General features: G+C 43.1%; 17 protein-coding genes, 1 tRNA gene and 1 pseudogene. 14 read left to right on the top strand and 5 right to left on the bottom strand.

Annotation, left to right across the window (positions count from 1 at the left end):
* Positions 1–69: 69 nt before the first annotated feature.
* Positions 70–1,389, top strand: coding sequence for an amidohydrolase (locus G3570_RS09265; protein ID WP_165141589.1), 1,320 nt, complete (start codon positions 70–72; stop codon positions 1,387–1,389).
* A 65-nt stretch (positions 1,390–1,454) separates the two neighbouring features.
* Here G3570_RS09265 and G3570_RS09260 read toward each other — a convergent pair whose 3' ends face one another.
* From G3570_RS09260 to G3570_RS09245, 4 genes are read right to left on the bottom strand one after another with little or no spacing between them, the layout of a single operon-like run.
* Positions 1,455–2,288: a 1,4-dihydroxy-2-naphthoyl-CoA synthase gene (locus G3570_RS09260; RefSeq protein ID WP_165141587.1), complete on the bottom strand. Its 834-nt coding sequence runs from the start codon at positions 2,286–2,288 to the stop codon at positions 1,455–1,457.
* 6 nt (positions 2,289–2,294) lie between these two features.
* Positions 2,295–3,128, bottom strand: a complete 834-nt coding sequence (gene menH, locus G3570_RS09255; RefSeq protein ID WP_165141585.1) for a 2-succinyl-6-hydroxy-2,4-cyclohexadiene-1-carboxylate synthase — start codon at positions 3,126–3,128, stop codon at positions 2,295–2,297.
* A complete protein-coding gene (gene menD, locus G3570_RS09250; RefSeq protein ID WP_165141583.1) occupies positions 3,113–4,819 on the bottom strand; it encodes a 2-succinyl-5-enolpyruvyl-6-hydroxy-3-cyclohexene-1-carboxylic-acid synthase in 1,707 nt (568 codons plus the stop codon). Before menD ends, menH begins: the two co-directional genes overlap by 16 nt.
* Complete coding sequence (locus G3570_RS09245; RefSeq protein ID WP_165141581.1) at positions 4,812–6,272, bottom strand: isochorismate synthase; 1,461 nt, start codon at positions 6,270–6,272, stop codon at positions 4,812–4,814. Before G3570_RS09245 ends, menD begins: the two co-directional genes overlap by 8 nt.
* A gap of 215 nt (positions 6,273–6,487) precedes the next feature.
* Between G3570_RS09245 and G3570_RS09240 the strand changes: the two genes are divergently transcribed.
* The gene (locus tag G3570_RS09240; protein WP_165141579.1) at positions 6,488–7,042 is read left to right on the top strand and encodes a GNAT family N-acetyltransferase; all 555 of its coding nucleotides are present in this window, start codon (positions 6,488–6,490) and stop codon (positions 7,040–7,042) included.
* Here G3570_RS09240 and G3570_RS09235 read toward each other — a convergent pair whose 3' ends face one another.
* Entirely contained in the window at positions 7,043–7,318 is a 276-nt protein-coding gene (locus G3570_RS09235; protein ID WP_165141577.1) for a DUF4290 domain-containing protein, read from the bottom strand.
* A 172-nt stretch (positions 7,319–7,490) separates the two neighbouring features.
* Here G3570_RS09235 and G3570_RS09230 point away from each other — a divergent pair.
* The 12 genes and pseudogenes from G3570_RS09230 to G3570_RS09175 all read left to right on the top strand — a co-directional run.
* Positions 7,491–8,477, top strand: a pseudogene (locus tag G3570_RS09230) (PLP-dependent cysteine synthase family protein); the annotation flags it as partial.
* Positions 8,478–8,518: 41 nt separating this feature from the next.
* A complete protein-coding gene (locus G3570_RS09225) occupies positions 8,519–8,839 on the top strand; it encodes a DUF3467 domain-containing protein (protein ID WP_165141573.1) in 321 nt (106 codons plus the stop codon).
* 3 nt (positions 8,840–8,842) lie between these two features.
* On the top strand, positions 8,843–9,706 hold the full coding sequence (locus G3570_RS09220; RefSeq protein WP_165141571.1) for a murein hydrolase activator EnvC family protein: 864 nt from the start codon (positions 8,843–8,845) through the stop codon (positions 9,704–9,706).
* Between the two features lie 15 nt (positions 9,707–9,721).
* The gene (locus G3570_RS09215) at positions 9,722–10,225 is read left to right on the top strand and encodes a bactofilin family protein (protein WP_165141569.1); all 504 of its coding nucleotides are present in this window, start codon (positions 9,722–9,724) and stop codon (positions 10,223–10,225) included.
* Positions 10,222–10,434 carry an AtpZ/AtpI family protein gene (locus tag G3570_RS09210; RefSeq protein WP_165141567.1) on the top strand — a complete coding sequence of 71 codons (213 nt, stop codon included), beginning with the start codon at positions 10,222–10,224 and terminating at the stop codon, positions 10,432–10,434. Before G3570_RS09215 ends, G3570_RS09210 begins: the two co-directional genes overlap by 4 nt.
* Before the next feature lie 392 nt (positions 10,435–10,826).
* A complete protein-coding gene (gene atpB, locus G3570_RS09205) occupies positions 10,827–11,882 on the top strand; it encodes a F0F1 ATP synthase subunit A (RefSeq protein ID WP_165141565.1) in 1,056 nt (351 codons plus the stop codon).
* A gap of 62 nt (positions 11,883–11,944) precedes the next feature.
* Positions 11,945–12,160, top strand: coding sequence for an ATP synthase F0 subunit C (atpE, locus tag G3570_RS09200; protein WP_165141563.1), 216 nt, complete (start codon positions 11,945–11,947; stop codon positions 12,158–12,160).
* An 18-nt stretch (positions 12,161–12,178) separates the two neighbouring features.
* Positions 12,179–12,706: a F0F1 ATP synthase subunit B gene (atpF, locus tag G3570_RS09195; protein ID WP_165141561.1), complete on the top strand. Its 528-nt coding sequence runs from the start codon at positions 12,179–12,181 to the stop codon at positions 12,704–12,706.
* 3 nt (positions 12,707–12,709) lie between these two features.
* Positions 12,710–13,258, top strand: coding sequence for an ATP synthase F1 subunit delta (atpH, locus tag G3570_RS09190; protein WP_165141559.1), 549 nt, complete (start codon positions 12,710–12,712; stop codon positions 13,256–13,258).
* 33 nt (positions 13,259–13,291) lie between these two features.
* Positions 13,292–14,908 carry a F0F1 ATP synthase subunit alpha gene (gene atpA, locus G3570_RS09185; protein WP_165141557.1) on the top strand — a complete coding sequence of 539 codons (1,617 nt, stop codon included), beginning with the start codon at positions 13,292–13,294 and terminating at the stop codon, positions 14,906–14,908.
* Positions 14,909–14,911: 3 nt separating this feature from the next.
* Positions 14,912–15,802, top strand: coding sequence for an ATP synthase F1 subunit gamma (gene atpG / locus G3570_RS09180; RefSeq protein ID WP_165141555.1), 891 nt, complete (start codon positions 14,912–14,914; stop codon positions 15,800–15,802).
* A 114-nt stretch (positions 15,803–15,916) separates the two neighbouring features.
* Positions 15,917–16,002, top strand: a tRNA-Ser gene (locus G3570_RS09175).
* Positions 16,003–16,017 lie beyond the last annotated feature (15 nt).

Here is a 16,017-nt window from a genome sequence, read left to right as displayed (position 1 = left end):
AATAATTCGATATTCAGCCTCAGCTTAATTACATTCTCACAATATTATTCTTTAACAAACTTTTTTGGGATGAAACCAGGATATCTTTTCAACGCACTATGCATTTTTACCCTTCTGTTAACAACCGACCTAAAAGCTCAGGATACAGCTGAACTACATGAAATAATTAACAGTAAAACTGAGTCTGTATTCGATCAGGTAGTGGAATGGAGACGTCACTTCCACGAGCATCCCGAACTCTCAAACCGTGAAGATGAAACTGCTGCCTATATTGCAGACTACATGCGTTCTTTGGGCATGGAAGTGGAAACAGGGATAGCTCATACCGGTGTAGTGGCAATCTTGGAGGGAGGAAATCCCGGCCCGGTTGTTGGACTTAGGGCGGATATCGATGGACTTCCGGTTAAAGAACGAACAGACGTACCTTTCAAATCTACCAAAAGAACTACCTATTTGGGCCAGGAAGTGGGCGTGATGCATGCCTGCGGACACGATACTCATATAGCCATGCTGATGGGCGCTGCCAAAATATTGACCGACATGAAGGATGATTTACATGGTACTGTGAAATTCATTTTTCAGCCGGCCGAAGAAGGAGCGCCTCCGGGGGAAGAGGGAGGTGCCGAGCTGATGGTTGAAGAAGGGGTATTACAGAATCCCGATGTTGATGTTATTTTTGGACAGCATATTAACTCCCAGACGGAAGTGGGTACTATTCGCTATCGTCCGGAAGGTACCATGGCCGCCGCAGATCGCTTTGTCATAACCGTCAAAGGAAAGCAGACACACGGATCCACACCGTGGACCGGGGTAGATCCCATTCTAACTTCAGCCAAAATAATTGAGGGACTTCAGACCATAATTTCACGAAAAACCGAGCTCACAAAAGCTGCTGCAGTAATTTCGGTGGGTAAAATCAAATCAGGGGTGAGAAATAATATCATACCTGAAGAAGCCGAGATGATCGGAACAATCCGCACTCTTGATACCGAGATGCAGGAAAAGATTCATAATGATATTCGTCATGTTGCTACCAAAATTGGAGAGAGTATGGGAGCTGAGGTCGAAGTAGATATCCAGCAAGGTTATCCGGTCACCTTCAATGATCCTCAGTTGACAGCAGAAATGGTGCCAACACTTGAACAGTTGGCAGGTACCGAAAATGTAGTGCTCTCCGATGCCATCACAGGAGCGGAAGATTTCTCGTTCTTTCAGAATGAAGTACCCGGGTTCTACTTCTTTACAGGGGGCATGCCTAAGGGAATGGAACCTTCAGATGCCGCTCCGCATCACACACCGGATTTCTATATTGAAGAAGAGGGGATGAAGCTAGGTGTAAAAGCATTGGCCGGACTAACGGTTGATTACATGTATCAGAACAGTAACTGATAGAATATCAATGCTTAAACACAAGCTTTAGGAAACTTCTGAAGTTTCCTAAAGCTCAATAAGGGCTACCCAATCCAAGGAAACTTTTCCCAGTCCGGCTTCCGTTTTTCCAGAAAGGCATCACGGCCTTCCTTGGCTTCATCGGTCATATAGGCCAGGCGAGTAGCTTCTCCGGAAAACACCTGTTGCCCCACCATCCCGTCATCTACCAGGTTGAAAGCAAATTTGATCATCCTGATTGCAGTCGGACTTTTCTCAAGAATCTCCTGTGCCCACCGGTATGCAGTTTCTTCCAATTCCTCATGAGGTACTACTGCGTTGACCATGCCCATTTCGTAAGCTTCCTGTGCTGAATAATTTCTACCAAGAAAGAATATTTCACGCGCCTTTTTTTGTCCTACCTGCCTAGCGAGCAGCGCAGAGCCGAATCCACCGTCAAAGCTCGCGACATCAGCATCCGTTTGTTTAAAAATGGCATGCTCCTTACTTGCTATGGTGAGATCACATACTACATGCAGGCTGTGACCGCCGCCAACCGCCCATCCCGGTACCACCGCAATGACTACCTTACCCATAAACCGGATTAATCGCTGAAGATCCAGAACATTAAGCCTGGCAGTGCCCTTGTCGTCTTTGTAGCCAAGTTTATCCCGTACATTTTGGTCCCCACCGGAACAGAAGGCCCATTTTCCATCTTTTGGTGAAGGCCCTTCCCCGGAAAGAAGTACGACTCCTATGGATTGATCTTCTCTGACATCCAGGAAAGCCTCCTGAAGTTCAAACAATGTTTTCGGCCGAAAAGCATTTCGAATTTCAGGTCGGTTAAAAGCGATTCGGGCGACCCCGTTTGATTTTTTGAATGTAATATCGTCGAATTCTTTTACGGTTTTCCAGTTCATTATCTATTAAGAATTTTGTTCAATGAAAGTGTTAATTTCTGCTCCGAGCGCATCGGGATTATCCATGTGCACCCTGTGTCCGGCTCTAAGTATGCTCAATCTTGCCTTTGGGAAAAGCTGCTCCATATTTTTGTTAATGGTTACATACTTTTGGTCCCCGGAACCGGCAATTAATAGTACCGGATGGTAATAATTTTGTGTCTTCTTTGTAACAGGCTTCATAGATCCAGGACTAAAACCACATATTGCCGCAGCCATCGCCTCCGGTTCCTGCTCGGCATGTATCTGTTTGTAGAGTTCTGACAATTCTGAGTTCAAACCGGCAGGAGAGCTGAAGAGGGGTAAGGCTTCCCATTTCTCAAGAAATGCCAAAAAATCATTTTTAATAGATGATGCTCGTTCTTTGTCTGTATCTCTTCTTATTGCTCGTTCTTTTTTATCAGACAGACCGGGATTGGTACTCTCGAGTATCAATCCGCTGAATAAATTGGGTGCAGCCTGTGCTGTTTTAAGGGCAAGCCTTCCGCCCATGCTGTATCCATATAGAAATAAAGGCGATTTGTCGATTTTATTTACTAGGGCAACTAAATGATCAACTTGTTCTTTCTCCCTATAGGTTTCCGGGTCTACCGGCTTGTCCGTTTGACCGTGTCCGAGAAGGTCGATCGTTATGGGATTACAACTCTTAGTTAAGTCATTAACGAGGTGAGAAAATCCCCTACCGTCTCCCATAAAGCCGTGTAGCATCAACAGGTAGGGTAAAGAAGCATCTTGCCCGTAAAATTGGCATGCATAGTCTAATCCATTGATATGAATACATTTCTTTACTCCTTCTGCCATAACTGTTTTCGGAATTTCATGGAAGCCTCGGGATCTGTAACACATTCTACCACATGCAAGGAGCTGTTCGATTCATTTATAAAGGTACCCAATTCAAAATCTGTGAATTGCTTTATGCTTTCTATCTTTTGGTAGGATACGTGATGACTTTTACAAAGAGTTGAAATCTCCACTTGCTGTGGAGTTTCAAAATAATCGTTAAAGTATTTTTTATGATCTGCAATTGGAAGCATCCTAAAAATAGATCCGCCATTATTATTTAAAATCACGATAACAAGAGGCTTGCTTAGCAGTCTGCTATTCAACAGGGCATTGGTGTCGTGAAGAAAAGCCAGGTCGCCGGTAAACAGTATTCCCGGATCAGAGCTTGATAGTCCTATGCCGATATTAGTAGAAGTGATGCCGTCTATTCCGCTTGCACCACGGTTGGTGTACACTGTCTGACCTTTCCATTGGCCGAACATGGATCGGTCTCTGGCAGGGAAGGAGTTGGAGTAGAAAATCCACCAGCCTTTGGGAATTTGTCGGGAGATATGCTCGTATACATGTCCGTCGGTTAGCACATCATAGCTATCGCGGAGCACAGATTTGTATTCCAAGTATTTTTTGCTTGCCTCATCCCACTGATCCAGCCAAAAATTCCGTCCTCCGGTCAATGGTTCTGTGGTAAAATCATTTCCATTCCACCTGAATGTATGCGTAACCGGCAGGGAGGTTTCCTTTCTTCCGGGAGGGATGGTGAAATAAATATGGTGATCCGGCTTCCAATAGTCTAAAGCATTTAATAGACTCTTGCTGGCAGGTTGTAAACCCAAACGGAGTATCAAATCCGGTGACAATTCTTCAACGATCTCTCTGTTCCGCAAAAAACCTTCATAGCCCTGAATGGATACTGAATGATTTTGATAGCCCGACTCAGAGAGTACCGGGGCATTCAGATTTTCAGCAAGATGATAAATTGGATCAATGGAGATACCCACCGGCAATTGTCCGATGATAACCAGAGGCTTCATCGCATTTTCAAGAAGAGGGTATAATTCAGCCTCCTGATCGGCACTCCTTGTTCGCTCAAGATCAATATGCTTTTCGGTTTTTTGTGCAAGGGATTTATTCTCAGCTTCAATTTCTTCTAAAAAGGATTTTTCAGGCTCAAGGGGTTTGCTGAAATGAAAGTTTAGATGAATCGGTCCCTTCTCAGTCAGTGACCGTTCTATAATTTTACCCGTGTTATCAATAAAAGTATTCAGCTCAAGATCACTACCGGTGGGTTCGCTGATGTCCCGGAATTCAAGTACAAAATTTCCGTAGAGTTCGGTTTGATCAATTGTTTGATTGGCGTCGGTATTCCGTAATTCGGGAGGTCGATCAGCCGTTGCAACGATCAAAGGTACACCTGATTCAAATGCCTCAATGACCGCTGGAAAATAGTTGGCAGCAGCGGTTCCTGAAGTGCAGATCAGTACGGCAGGCATGCCGGTTGCTTTGCCAATTCCCAACGCGGTGAATGCGGCAGATCGCTCGTCGAGAATTACATGCTTTTTAATGTAGGGATGTGCGGCAGCCGCCAGGGTAAGAGGTGTAGATCGGGAACCCGGAGAGATCACAATATGCCTTACACCTCGTTGGAATAGTTCCCTAATGAAAACAGTACAACGGTAAAAAGAGAGGTTTTGGTGGTTTAAGTCAGTCATATTTCAGAGCAGAAAGCATCGGCCTGAGCTTCAAAATAGTTTCTTGCCACTCGGTTTCTGCATCTGAATCCTCGACAATACCGCATCCTGCAAAAAAAGTGGCAGTTTCTTTTTCAACTAAGCCGCTGCGTATGGCTACAGCGAATTCGCCACCGTTTTGACTGTTCAGCCATCCTACCGGTCCGGCATACCACCCGCGATCGAAATTTTCCAGTTCTTTGATGTAAGGCTTTGCCTGGTCCCATGGAAACCCACCGACTGCCGGAGTAGGGTGGAGTGTTTCTACTATGTCTAGAGGACTGATATCTTCTTTCAGCCAGGCAGTGATAGGGGTAAACAGATGTTGAACATTCGTCAATTTTTTAATGACCGGTTTGGTACCCTTTTCAATTTTCTTAACGAAGGGTTTAAGTTTCTGTTCAATCGCCCTTATCACATAATTATGTTCGTGAGCATTTTTAGGACTCTTCATAAGCTCTTTGCTCATGTAGGCGTCTTCCGATGCCGTATTACCTCGTTGAATACTACCCGCTAAAGCTTCGGTTAAAAGATAGTTCTTCTTAAACGAAATCAACCGCTCGGGAGTACAGCCCAGAAAGGTTTTGTTTCCTGCATTACGAATCAAAAAGGAATAACAATTAGGGTACTGTTCTCTGAGTATATTTATTATGTGAGTGGGTTCGGGAGTTTCACTCAGACGGATGGTTGCTTCTCTAGCGAGTACAATTTTTTCAAACTGATTCTCAGCTATCAACCTTTTAGCTTTGTTAACTGACTTTATCCAGCTGCTAGTTGCTTTACGGCTTACAATATTACCCGGTGTGCGGTAAAGAGTTTCAGATGTAGAAAACTCCGGTTCGCTATTAAGTTTTAAAACCTCCTCAATCTCACAAAAACTTTCTTTTATCTTTTCATCCAATTCTGTTATCGAATAAAATTCAGAGAGTTTGAAATTCAGAGTCAGCAGTGTTAGGTGTCCGTCTCTGATTATCTGCCATTCTGGAATGACAAAAGAAGCAGACCCGAATGACTTCCAAGCGGGATCAGTACTCTCTTCAAAGAAAGAAAAGCCGCCCAGGAAGTGAATGCCTGCATGACTGTGTTCAACCGTAGTGAATTCGAGAGCTTGTTCTTTAATCTTGGATATTTGATTCTCGATGTCCCTAAATCGCTTTTCACCTCTTGAATCAAAAGTCTTTAAGGCCTTGCCTGCCGCTATTGCAAATTCGTCTGACGGCTTTTCCCAGAAATAATGATACCCCTGTTTGTTATTGAGAAGTTCCAGGCAGGCGAGAGGATCTATCTTCTCAATGGGCATGGTAACGGAAACGATGCTGTCTGACCCTATCGATTCATTTACATTTTTAAGGAATAGGGAATAGTCCGACGTTTCCAGCCGTGATAAAACGTGATGATCTTCTATGTTGTCTTGTCCGGTATATTTTTCAGACATATGGTCTTGCAGTCATTCAATATTCAGAACTTTCAATATAAATTGAAAATTGGAAAAACCATAATTTCTGTTTCTTTGTTTCGTATCTGAAATACAGTTAGAAGTGGCTAATATAATTTGCATAAGTTCACGAAGTTTTCGACACTACACCATCAAATAATCTACAGCACATTGTTATCTTAAACTCCAAATTGGCACACAGCACGGGTGCAGCTATGGTAGAGATAAAACCCTTCGATCTCCAAAATGTTACTATTCATTATAAATGGAATAATGATGAGGAGTTAAATTACTACGACTCGGAATACCCGCATCAGCATGAAAGTTTTGAGTCATTTCTCAAAAGGGTTAAATCGGTGGTGGATGAACGTAATCAAACGGCCGAGCTATTTGAAATTCATCTTACAGAAAATGATGCGCTGATAGGAATCGTGGATATTCATGCCATTGACAAGTACAATCAGCGCTGCTTTGTAAACTGTACCATTGGCGATCGGAATTACGCAGGGGAGGGATACGATTTTGAGGCTTTGAAAATTATACTATCGCACTGCTTTACCGATAAGAATTTACACAAGGTAGGCGCCACCGCTTTTGATTTTAACACGTCCTGGATTGAACAGTTAAAGAAACTGGGATTTCAGCAGGAGGGTGAGCTGCGCGAACATGTGCTCAAGAAAGGTTCCTTCCGTAATAAGTTGATCTTCAGCCTGCTGAAAGCGGAGTATGATACCACGATGCCCGAAAAAAAAGCTCTTTCTATCGGTTAACTACGCGGCGTCATCTTCCTGACCGGAGTCAAAGGGATTGTATATTCCGTAATCTTTGGGATTGTATTCGGCCAGATTAAAGAAATGCTCCCAGGCTGTTTCGCTTTTACCATTATCGTCGACCCAGTTTGGGTGGCTCTGTTTGATAAGTCCTACAGCCCGCTTGGCATATTCTATTCGCTGTTCCTCGTCTTCTATTCTGGGAAGGGAAGCAATCATCTTATCAAGGTTGCGTCCGCAATCGTAATCCTTTGGTTTTTTCTGTTCAATAAACATTTAGGTAATACACTTTTTTTCGGTTGGAATCGAAGTTAAGGAAATAGAAAGTGAATATAAAAACTGAATGAAGATTGCCCTAAGCGAAAATCAAGGCTCTTGTTCGGGTTGAAAGCACAATTTTGCTATATTGAGCTAAACAAATGAATCATAAACGGATTGCAAAAACCCAATGTACTACAATTCCATTTTGGAAACCATAGGGAACACTCCTCTGGTGAAACTTAATGCAGTGCCCGAAGATCTTGAAGGCACCATACTGGCGAAAGTTGAATATTTTAATCCCGGTCAGAGTGTAAAAGACCGAATCGGACTCAAGATGATTGAGGATGCCGAGAAAGAAGGCCTTATAGAGCCGGGAGGTACAATTATAGAAGGAACTTCCGGGAATACCGGTCTCGGACTGGCCCTTGCAGCAGCTGTCAAAGGTTATAAATGTATCTTTACCACTACCGATAAACAGAGTAAAGAGAAAATTGACTTATTACGGGCAATGGGTGCGGAAGTAAAAGTGTGTCCGACAGATGTTGAACCGGATGATCCCCGTAGTTATTACTCGGTAGCCAAACGATTAAGTGAAGAGATATCGAACTCCTATTATCCTAATCAATATGATAACCCGAGTAACGCTCAGGCGCATTACGAAACTACCGGACCGGAAATATGGGATCAGACTGAGGGCAAGATAACGCATTATGTTGCAGGAATGGGTACCGGTGGCACAATCTCAGGTACGGCGCGCTATCTTAAAGAACAGAATCCCGATATAAAAATAATCGGCGTAGACAGTGATGGCTCTGTTTACAAGAAATATTTTGAAACCGGCGAGTTTGATAAGGATGAAATTCACCCGTACCTCACCGAGGGAATAGGCGAAGACATTATTCCCAAAAACATGGATTTCGATATCTTGGATGAAGTGGTTCAGGTAAATGACAAAAATGCCTTTATAACCACGAGAAGACTTGCCGAGGAAGAGGCTCTTTTTGTTGGTGGTTCCTGCGGTGCTGCGGTTTATGGTGCGCTGGAATACGCCCGGAATAACTCGTTCGAAAAAGATGATCTTATGGTTGTCATTCTTCCTGACAGCGGTACGCGTTACGTAGGGAAAATCTATAATGATGAATGGATGCGTGAAAAGGGTTTTTTGGAATCTGAAAATTAAATCTATAAAATTAATCTTCTAAGCTATTATCCTCTATGCCAGACCAGACTAAAAACGTCAACCAGGGACAAATGGAAATTGAGCTTCCGGAATCGGAAGCCACGGGTACCTATTCTAATTTGGTAATGATTACCCACTCGGCTTCAGAATTCATTCTGGATTTTATCGCCGTAATGCCTGGAAATCCCAAAGCAAAAGTGGTGAAACGAATGGTTTTAACTCCTGATCATGCCAAAAGGCTTGCCACAGCACTCGCTGAGAATGTTAATAAGTTTGAGGAAGAGCACGGAGCTATCAACAGCGATCAAAAGTTTGATGTCCCATTTAACTTCAGGGGTCCGACACCCGAAGCCTAAGCCATGCTGGATTTCCTAAAACAAATATTCAATTCCAAAGAGAGCGATCTTACTTTCGTACTCTTTGATGATGATGAAGGACCTGCTTCATCCAACACTTATAAGTTCAAGCCAAAAAAACTTTGGCAACTCTACTTTACATCTCTTTTTCTGATGGTTGTCATTGCCCTGCTGCTTTTTATGTTTACTCCGCTGGGTAACCTTATATATAACCAGGAAGATCAGGAACTGCGCGAGTCGGTAATTGAAATATCCCAAAAAGTGGAAGCCCTCAGAGACTCGCTCCATGCGCGTGATATGCAGCTCGCAGAAATTCAGGAGATTATGGCTGCCGGTAAAGACACCACATTCAGGGTAGGCATGCAACTGCAGAAGTCTAACAGTACGGTTGCCGAGCAAAGTAATTCGGAACAAAATGTTGCGTCAGGAGTAAATGCCTATGAGATGATCTCTAAAAATGAGATTATTTTCTCCAGTTTATTCAAGCGCGCACCAGACTTCCCGGCATTTTATCCGGTGAATGGCACTCTGACCAGGGGATATAATCCAGGTAATGGTCACTACGGAATTGACATAGCAACGAAAAATAATATCCCATTTAAAGCACTGGCAGATGGGGCTGTTATAAATCAGGACTGGACCGCAAATTACGGCTATGTGATTCAGGTTCAACACAACGACGGAATCATCAGCATTTATAAACATGCATCGAGTGTTTCAAAAAATATTGGTGATGTGATATTAAAAGGCGAAATTCTGGGGACAGTAGGAGATGTCGGGATCTTAAGCTCCGGTCCTCATTTGCATTTGGAAATCTGGAAGAACGGAGTACCCCAAAACCCCAATTCTTATCTTATTAAATCATAAATATCTATCTTGTCTATGTTTAACAATAACAACAACAAAAAATCATCGGCTGCTAAAGTGAATTCAAATACCTCAGGTAACAATTTACCATCGATCAATATGATTAGCGAAGGAACCCACGTTAAGGGGACACTGAACACCAAAAATGACATACGGATTGCCGGGAAACTTGAAGGCGAGGCAGAAGCGAAAGGAAAGCTTATCATTGCTTCTACCGGTGTTGTTGACGGAGACATAGAAGCTGTGGATGCTGACATCGCAGGAAAGTTGCTCGGAGAAATCCATGTAAGCAACAAATTGATTCTCAGGCAATCGGCTATCGTTGACGGCGATATTTACACCAAGTCACTGTTGGTCGAGGAAGGGGCTCAAATAAACGGTGCCTGCCGCATGAATGAAGATGGCAGTAAATCCTCGATTTCGTCATCCTCCGGTTCCTCCTCAAAATCTTCTTCCTCCTCAACTTCAAGTTCTAAAGTAGCAGAGAAGTTAAAAGAGAAAGAAAAAGAAGAAGCTTGAGTGACAAGAAAAATCCTTTAACCGAGTACGCAGAATATTTATCGTTGGGGGCTGAAATAGCTATCGGTCTGGCAGCTCCCATACTAATCGGTTACTGGCTGGATGAATACTTTGAAACCAGTCCCTGGATCTTGTTGGGAGGGTGTGGCCTGGGAATCATCAATATATTTGTCATTATATTTCGGCTGGCAAAACGTCTCGATAATTAAGCGTGGAAACAACAGTACGGCACTACTTCAGCAGGCTTACCAAGATATCCTTAATCTTCTTTTGCTTAATATTCTTGGGTGGTTTGCTGCTGGGTACTTCTTTTCTTTTTGCCTTTTCTTTAGCCTTTGTGTTGAGCTATTTATTTGTTGGGAGCAATTTCTTTACCGTCAGCAAACTTGATCTCAATGATCACAAAAAATTCTATCGGATTTTTCTGGTCTCTCTAGCGGCCAGATTTATACTGGTTATAGCCGCCCTGATATTTGTTCTTGAAGTGATAAAAATTCATCAGATTTTCTTTACAGTTAGTTTTATAATTTCTTATATTTTCCATTCTGTAATCGAAATTATTTTTATAAACCAAATATTGGAAACCGACAGCTAGAGATACATGATACAGGCCTTTCGCCGACTACTAGTCACTGCTCTTATATTATTTACTGTTGTACCGACCATTCATGCTACTCAAGAGTCTGCTCAGAACAGCCAGGAAGCTGAATCTGAACAGGAAATGCCTATTGATGTAATCGGCAAGGTTCAGGATCATCATTATCTTGATGTAGCGGGATATCACCTATACCTGCCACGCATACTTTTAGTCGAAGGCGAATGGTATGTTTACAGTAACACCGAAAGTGCGATTGAATCCGGCGAATTTACTGAAAAAGCAGGGGCTTTGGTACCAGCCGATGGTCGAACGATGACCATGGATTTTTCTATTACTTCCCACCTGATGTATTTCTGGTTTGGCGTGGTGCTAACATTATGGCTTACCATAGCCATGGCGCGTAAATACAAGAAAGGGGCCGGGCGAAAAACTGAACCGCAGGGTTGGTTCCAGAACTTATTTGAAATCACCTTTGTATTTGTCCGTGATGATATAGCCAAAACCAATATCCCCGAAGATAAGTATGAAAAATTCGTTCCTTATCTGTTTGCCGTGTTTGTCGCCATCACCTTTATGAATTTATTCGGACTGCTTCCCTGGGGAGTTACTGCAACAGCAGATATCACTGTAACTGGTATTTTGGCGGCTTTTACTTTCTTTTTAACACAATGGAATGGGTCCAAAGATCACTGGGAGCATGTGTTTGTGTTTCCGGGTGTTCCTCCGCTGATGCGTGTGATTCTTACTCCCATTGAAATTTTGGGATTATTTACTAAGCCACTTGCACTGGCTGTACGTCTTTTTGCAAATATGCTATCCGGTAAAATCATGATCATCTGTATTCTGGGATTGATCTTTATTTTCACAGAATTTTTCGGAACCATTTTTGGAGCGGGGTCAAGTATTCTGGTTGTGCCATTGACTGTAGCACTGTACGTTCTCAAAGCCTTTGTAGGAGTACTGCAAGCTTACATCTTCACCTTGCTCTCTGCCGTGTTTATAGGCATGGCTGCCGAAGAGCATGATCATCATGAAGAAGGAGTCGAAGCACACGCTTGACAAATAAAGAACTTTTATAATCCACTAAATCAACACAACTAAAACAAAATAAGGTATACATTATGGGTTTATTAGCAGCAGGAATTGGAGCAGGAATCGCAGCTATCGGAGCTGGTATAGGAATCGGTATGATTGGTAAAGGAGCTGTTGAAAGTATTGCCCGCCAGCCTGAAGCTTCAGGAGACATTCGTGGCGCGATGATTTTGACAGCCGCTCTTATTGAGGGTGTTGCTCTTATTGCAGCTATCGTTTGTATTCTACTTGTATTCTTCGCTTAATTCAAAATCAACTAAATTATGTCGCTGATAATAGCAGCAGCAGGTAGCGGTGGAGGAGGGATCCTCAATTTTAACAGTGGTTTTGCCATCTGGGTAGCCATCACGCTAATTATCTTTTTGGTAGTGATGAGTAAATATGCAGTACCCCTGATTATGGATGCTCTTCGGGAGCGTGAAAACCGCATTAAGGAATCCCTCGAATCAGCAGAAAGAGCTCTCACTCGCGCCGAAGAGATATCGAAAAACAATGAGCAGGCACTTCGTGAAGCCGAGGTCAAAGCTCAAAAAATTCGTAAAGAAGCGATTGAGGAAGCCGAAATGCTGCGTGCCGAGCGCATCGAGAAATCAAAGGAAGAAGCGGCTCAAATTCTTGAGCAGGCACGAACAACAATCGAACAGGAGAAGAAACGAGCTCTAATTGAGTTGCGTGACGAGGTCGCCAAACTGGCTGTGAAATCTGCTTCCATTATTCTGGATTCGGAATTGGATGAGAAGAAGAACAGCAAGCTGGTAAACAACTACATTGAAGACATCGCAAAAAACTAAGAGATGTTCATAACTAAAGCAGCCCGAAGATACGCTACCGCCCTTCTTGAAATTGGCAAGGAGCTGGATCAGGTAGAAGAAATTCTTGATGATATTAAACTTATTGACAATACCATAGAAGGCTCAAAAGAGCTGACTATGTTTATCAGTAGTCCTATCATTAAGTACGATGATAAGAAAGCTGCACTCGATGAAATATTTACCAGCAGGGTAAGTGAGGTTACCGGAAAATTTTTAACCTTGCTCGCACGAAAGGGCAGAGCCAATTTACTGCACCAGATTGCCAAGGCTTTCGTTGATAAGTATAACGATTATGCAGGCATCATAAAGATTGAAGTATTATCAGCCAAAGAGCTGAATGATGACCAGGTACAATCATTACAAAAAGCGCTTGAGAAGAGAACCAATAAGAAAGTAGACATGTCTCTTTCGCAGGATGCTTCCCTTAAAGGCGGCATAGCGGTAAGAATAGATGATACCGTTATTGACGGTTCTGTAAAGCATAAGCTTGTGGAACTGGAGCAGAAGCTTTTGAGCACCGCCATCGAATAGAACTTAAATCAGTTTAAACGTTAAACACTACCAATGAGTCAAGTAAGACCAGACGAAGTATCAGCAATTCTACGCAAACAACTATCGGGCTTCGACAGTGAAGCCGACGTATATGATGTGGGTACCGTTCTTGAAGTTGGAGACGGTATTGCACGTGTATACGGGTTATCTAAAGTACAGGCCGGTGAGCTTGTTGAACTTCCTGATTCCAAGGACAGTGACGGCAATGCCGTTCGCGGTATGGTGCTTAACCTTGAAGAAGATAATGTTGGTGTCGTACTTTTCGGTGCCACCAGTGCTGTAGAAGAGGGTGATACTGTTCGCAGAACCAAGGATATTGCATCAATCAATGTGGGAGACGGTTTAAAAGGCCGTGTAATCGACCCGCTCGGAAGACCTCTTGACGGCAAAGGACCAATTAGCGGTGATACTATTCGTGTTCCCCTCGAAAGAAAGGCTCCCGGTGTGATTTACCGTGAGCCGGTAAAGGAACCCCTGCAAACCGGTATTAAAGCCATTGATTCTTTGATTCCCATTGGAAGAGGACAGAGGGAACTTATAATCGGTGACCGCCAAACAGGTAAAACTTCTGTTGCGGTCGATACCATTATTAACCAGCGTGAAACACAGGATACTGACAAACCGGTAGTTTGTATATATGTAGCTGTAGGGCAGAAAGGTTCTACGGTTGCGGGTATTGCAAAGGCACTTGAAGATAACGGAGCTCTCGATTACTCAATCATTGTTTCTGCACCTGCCAGTGTTTCTGCCCCCATGCGTTATATTGCACCATTTGCCGGTGCTGCTATCGGTGAATTTTTCCGTGATACAGGACGTCATGCGCTCGTTGTCTATGATGATCTTTCAAAACAGGCTGTAGCCTACCGTGAGCTTTCACTGCTGCTGAAAAGACCTCCGGGACGTGAAGCTTACCCGGGAGATGTATTTTACCTCCACAGTCGTCTGCTCGAACGCGCAGCTAAGATTAATGGAGATGATGAGATTGCAAAGCAGATGAACAACGTACCTGAACAGTTAAAGCCAATGATCAAAGGCGGAGGTTCGCTTACAGCATTACCTGTAATTGAAACCCAGGCTGGAGACGTTTCTGCATATATACCGACGAATGTAATTTCTATTACCGACGGTCAGATTTTTCTGGATACTGATCTCTTTAACCAGGGTGTACGACCTGCGATTGACGTTGGTACTTCGGTATCACGTGTTGGTGGTTCAGCTCAGGTTAAATCAATGAAGAAACTTTCCGGTACTATGAAGCTTGATCTAGCACAGTACCGCGAGCTGGAGGCTTTTGCTAAGTTCGGTTCCGATCTGGATCCATCTACTCAGAGACAGCTGAAACGTGGTGAGCGTACGGTAGAACTGCTCAAGCAGGATATCTACCAGCCGCTATCCGTTCAGGAACAGATTGCACTGTTGAAAATAAATAGTGAAGGTTTGTTAGATGACCTGACGGTTGATCAGATTCCGGAATTCGAAGAGAATTATCTAGAGACGATCAATGCCAAATACGACGAAGAGATGAAAAATCTTTCAGACTCAGGTGTTCTCAGTGATGAATTTGGCGAGAAGCTGATTTCAACTGCTAACACAGTAATTGATCAAGTTAAAGCTGCTGAAGAAGTTTAATTTATGGCAAACCTGCGAGACATACGAAACCGTATAGAGTCGGTTAAAAATACCCAGCAGATTACCAAAGCCATGAAAATGGTTGCGGCAGCTAAATTACGTAAGGCCCAGGATCGTATCATAGAGACGCGACCTTACTCTTACAAGATGAAAGAAGTTGTAGCACGTTTGGCCAGGAATGCTGACGAAAACGATATACTTCTTCGTCAACCTGAAAAAACCGAGAAGGTAGTGATGATTGTTGTTGGTTCCGACAGAGGTTTATGCGGCGGTTTTAATAATAATTTGTTCAAAGAGGTTGAACAAAGAATAAAAGATGATTTCTCGGAGTATCGTGCGAATGATAATCTCTTGCTGATTACTTTGGGAAGCAAAGCCACCAAGCACTTCAAGAAGCGTAAATATAATATTGTGGATTCTTATCCCGGCTTTTTTGATGAGTTGGTTTACAGCAATGCTTCCGAAATCATGAAGGAAATAATCAATCAATTCAAATTCGGGGAATACGATTCAGTATTTCTGGCTTACAATGAGTTCAAGTCGGTTATTGCTCAGAATAGAATTGTTGAAAATGTATTGCCTATCGAACCCGAATCTCTTTTGGGGGATGAGGAGGAGGCGGATCAGAATATTGATTATATCTATGAACCTGATGTAGATGCCATTCTGGGAGAGCTTTTACCCTTGCACCTGAATATGCAGCTTTGGAAAGCAATTCTTGAATCCAATGCCGCAGAGCAAGGTGCTCGTATGACGGCAATGGATAATGCAACGGAGAATGCGAAAGAGTTGCAGAACGATCTTAAGCTGGAATATAACAGGGCACGACAAAGCGCAATTACTACTGAAATTTCCGAAATTATTTCCGGTGCCCAGGCGCTGCAGGAAGCGTAGAAAAATTTTCTTCGAAAATTTTAAATACCAATATTCAATTATCAAATTTCAAAATTTTATTTTTGCTATTTTTAGCTTGTTTGAAAACTGACTTTTGCAATTTGTGATTTTTAAGGAGAGGTGGCAGAGTGGTCGAATGCGGCGGTCTTGAAAACCGTTGAGGCTTCTGGTCTCCGGGGGTTCGAATCCCTCCCTCTCCGCAACCATAAAGCTCC

This window comes from Halalkalibaculum roseum (genome assembly GCF_011059145.1).
Taxonomy (GTDB): domain Bacteria; phylum Bacteroidota; class Rhodothermia; order Balneolales; family Balneolaceae; genus Halalkalibaculum; species Halalkalibaculum roseum.
Note: the sequence above shows the minus strand (reverse complement) of the source record. Positions and strands in the feature narration are given on the sequence as shown.

Coding starts and splice junctions, on each gene's coding strand:
- G3570_RS09265 (WP_165141589.1), top strand. CDS start 70: ATGAAACCAGGATATCTTTTCAACGCACTATGCATTTTTACCCTTCTG.
- G3570_RS09260 (WP_165141587.1), bottom strand. CDS start 2,288: ATGAACTGGAAAACCGTAAAAGAATTCGACGATATTACATTCAAAAAA.
- menH (WP_165141585.1), bottom strand. CDS start 3,128: ATGGCAGAAGGAGTAAAGAAATGTATTCATATCAATGGATTAGACTAT.
- menD (WP_165141583.1), bottom strand. CDS start 4,819: ATGACTGACTTAAACCACCAAAACCTCTCTTTTTACCGTTGTACTGTT.
- G3570_RS09245 (WP_165141581.1), bottom strand. CDS start 6,272: ATGTCTGAAAAATATACCGGACAAGACAACATAGAAGATCATCACGTT.
- G3570_RS09240 (WP_165141579.1), top strand. CDS start 6,488: ATGGTAGAGATAAAACCCTTCGATCTCCAAAATGTTACTATTCATTAT.
- G3570_RS09235 (WP_165141577.1), bottom strand. CDS start 7,318: ATGTTTATTGAACAGAAAAAACCAAAGGATTACGATTGCGGACGCAAC.
- G3570_RS09225 (WP_165141573.1), top strand. CDS start 8,519: ATGCCAGACCAGACTAAAAACGTCAACCAGGGACAAATGGAAATTGAG.
- G3570_RS09220 (WP_165141571.1), top strand. CDS start 8,843: ATGCTGGATTTCCTAAAACAAATATTCAATTCCAAAGAGAGCGATCTT.
- G3570_RS09215 (WP_165141569.1), top strand. CDS start 9,722: ATGTTTAACAATAACAACAACAAAAAATCATCGGCTGCTAAAGTGAAT.
- atpB (WP_165141565.1), top strand. CDS start 10,827: ATGATACAGGCCTTTCGCCGACTACTAGTCACTGCTCTTATATTATTT.
- atpE (WP_165141563.1), top strand. CDS start 11,945: ATGGGTTTATTAGCAGCAGGAATTGGAGCAGGAATCGCAGCTATCGGA.
- atpF (WP_165141561.1), top strand. CDS start 12,179: ATGTCGCTGATAATAGCAGCAGCAGGTAGCGGTGGAGGAGGGATCCTC.
- atpH (WP_165141559.1), top strand. CDS start 12,710: ATGTTCATAACTAAAGCAGCCCGAAGATACGCTACCGCCCTTCTTGAA.
- atpA (WP_165141557.1), top strand. CDS start 13,292: ATGAGTCAAGTAAGACCAGACGAAGTATCAGCAATTCTACGCAAACAA.
- atpG (WP_165141555.1), top strand. CDS start 14,912: ATGGCAAACCTGCGAGACATACGAAACCGTATAGAGTCGGTTAAAAAT.